The following is a 2,986-nucleotide window of genomic DNA, read 5'->3' on the forward strand; positions in this document are numbered from 1 at the left end:
GTTGAAGAGTGTATTGCCCATGGCTGCTCGCACTTCTTCCTGGACGGGATTAAAGCCAAGATTCAAGATCTTCACGTCCATGCTTTTGAATATGAGGGCGTTCATGCTCTGGTTAATTCCGTAGAAAGCTATTACCGTGCAAGCACTAAGCTGCTTGACGTTGAGGAGCGCGACGAATTATTTAGAGATGAAGCCCCTGTCTTAACAAAGGTTAAGAATGAAGCCCCTGCTAAGTATGCGGCATCTTCAAATGTTAATAATACGTTAGTAGCCAATGGTTGTATTATAGAAGGCCATGTGGAAGACAGTATTTTGTTCCGTGGCGTTAAGGTGGGCGAAGGTGCCGTAATTAAAAACTCGATCATTATGCAGCGTTGTGAAATTGAAAGTAATGCAGTCCTGGAAAATGTCATTCTGGATAAAGATTGCAGTATTTCCGAGAGCCGCACCTTAATTGGTGCCCCAGAAAAACCATTTGTTTTGCCTAAACGAAAAACAATGTAAAATTTTATAAAAAGGGCTGTCTGAACCAATTCATTCTGACAGCCCTTTTTCATCATCTTTGCTAGTTTATCGGTCATAATAAGTGAGGTAGTGAACACATTAAGGAGTGAACCATAATGAACATATTGATGATTGGATCTGAATGCACACCATTTATAAAAACAGGGGGGCTGGCGGATGTATTAGGATCTCTCCCTCAATCCCTGAGAGAACAAGGGACAGATGTAAGAGTTGTGCTGCCGAAGTATGAGAATATGGACGACCATTGGAAAATGCAGCTGACTCATTTAGATGAATTGAATGTTCAAATGGGCTGGCGGAACCAATATGCCGGAGTGGAATATATAGAATACGAAGGTGTACCTGTTTATTTTATTGATAATGAATACTATTTTAAACGTTCGAACTTGTATGGATATGATGACGAGGCCGAACGATTTGTCTTTTTCAATCGCGCCATCATGGAAATGGTAAATGCGCTGGACTGGCGTCCTGACGTTCTGCACTGCCACGACTGGCAAAGCGGGCTGATTCCTGCCTTGTTACATACCCACTATAAGGATGTGGAAAAATTTCAGGGGATGAAAACAGTCTTTACCATCCATAACCTGAAATACCAGGGAGTATTTGCCCGTTCAGTAGCCCATGACTTAATGGACTACGATGAGAATATGATGACAGAAGACACGTTTGAATTTTATGGTGACGTCAATTTTATGAAGGGCGCACTGAATTTCGCAGATTTTATTACAACCGTTAGTGAAACTTATGCAAAAGAGATTCAAACGCCTTATTTCGGGGAAAACCTAGACGGAGTATTAAGAAAGCGTTCTAATGAATTAGTCGGTATAGTCAATGGAATTAATGAAGAAAATTATAACCCGATGAATGACGATGCTCTTGCTTTTCCTTTTCGCACTTCACTGATTCAAAAAAACCAGAACAAGTTATGGCTTCAGGAGCAGTTAGGTTTACCAGTGAGGCAGGATGTACCTATGATTGGCATCGTTTCCAGGCTGGTCGAGCAAAAAGGATTCGATCTTATCGGCCATGTGATTGACGATCTACTATCCGAAGAGGATGTACAGATCGTATTACTGGGTACAGGAGAACATCAATATGAGCAGATGTTTCAATGGGCACAGGATCGGCATCCTGACAAAATTTCTGCCAATATTACATTTTCGGAACCTCTTTCCCGTCAAATTTATGCGGCAAGCGACATGTTCTTAATGCCGTCGAGATTTGAGCCTTGCGGTATCGGGCAATTAATTGCATTACGTTACCTGACAGCTCCTATTGTCCGGGAAACAGGCGGTTTAGCGGATACGGTTCATCCTTTTGTAGAGGGTACGGGAGAAGGGAACGGCTTTACCTTTGAGAATTACAACGCCCACGACATGCTTTATACGATCAGAAGAGCCATCGAAATCTATCATGACCCTGTTTCTTGGGAGAAATTAGTCAATAATATTAGCAAGAGCAAGTTCACATGGGAGACCTCTGCTAATGAGTACATGGATTTGTATAGATCTATGATCCAGTAGCAGGCGGGATGAGAGGAGACGGTAAGGTGACTTTAATGTTCAGCGATAAAGAAGAGTTTAAGGAAGCGTTTAAAGCAAAGCTTGAGACAAAACTTGGGAAAAAGGCAGAAGAAGCAACAGAGCGCGATGCTTACAAAGCTTTAGGTGCATTAGTTCAGGAAAGAATCAGCAGAAATTGGGTTAAAACGAATCAGGATTACAGGACGAATAAGAATAAGCAGGTCTATTACTTTTCTATGGAATTTTTAATGGGGCGTCTGCTGGGAAATAATTTACTTAATCTGAAGATGTTATCTCTGGTAGAAGAAGGACTGGATGATTTAGGCCTGAATCTGACCAACCTTGAGGAGAAGGAACATGATGCAGGGCTTGGAAATGGCGGATTAGGCCGGTTGGCAGCTTGCTTCTTAGATTCACTGGCATCCTTGGAATTAGCTGGACATGGATATGGGATTCGGTACAGATATGGAATGTTCGAGCAGCACATTATTGACGGCCAGCAGGTTGAACTTCCAGATCACTGGCTCTCCCAGGACTTTATATGGGAAGTACGCCGCCCTGAAGAAGCGGTGGAAGTCCGGTTTGGCGGTAACGTGGAAGCGGTGAAAAATGAATCGGGTCCTCTTCACTTCGAATATAAAAATTATGAACAGGTTCAGGCGGTACCTTATGATGTTCCGATCGCAGGCTATAACAATGATACAGTCAATACGCTGAGGTTATGGTCGGCCGAGCCAATTGTGGAGAACACGTTAAGAAAAGCCGAAATTGAAAATAATTCTGCTTCCTTTTTAGACTATAAGCAGGAGCTTGAGTCTATTTCTTCCTTCCTGTACCCGGATGATTCGACGGATGAAGGAAAGAGGCTGCGGCTGAAGCAGGAATACTTCCTGGTGTCTGCGGGGGTTCAGTCTGTCATACGCTCGTTTGAACGT

At 42.9% G+C, this 2,986-nt stretch carries 2 protein-coding genes and 1 pseudogene; all 3 read left to right on the top strand.

Annotated features, from left to right (window positions below; all coding sequences use genetic code 11):
* Positions 1 to 504: pseudogene (locus WAM07_RS01935) on the top strand (glucose-1-phosphate adenylyltransferase subunit GlgD); the annotation flags it as partial.
* Between the two features lie 116 nt (positions 505 to 620).
* Positions 621 to 2,051 carry a glycogen synthase GlgA gene (gene glgA, locus WAM07_RS01940; protein WP_422164310.1) on the top strand — a complete coding sequence of 477 codons (1,431 nt, stop codon included), beginning with the start codon at positions 621 to 623 and terminating at the stop codon, positions 2,049 to 2,051.
* A 35-nt stretch (positions 2,052 to 2,086) separates the two neighbouring features.
* Positions 2,087 to 2,986, top strand: a 900-nt coding sequence (locus WAM07_RS01945) for a glycogen/starch/alpha-glucan phosphorylase (protein WP_422164312.1), incomplete at its 3' end; no start/stop codon positions are given.

Origin of the sequence: Halobacillus sp., assembly GCF_049282395.1 — a bacterium.
Classification (GTDB): domain Bacteria; phylum Bacillota; class Bacilli; order Bacillales; family Halobacillaceae; genus Halobacillus.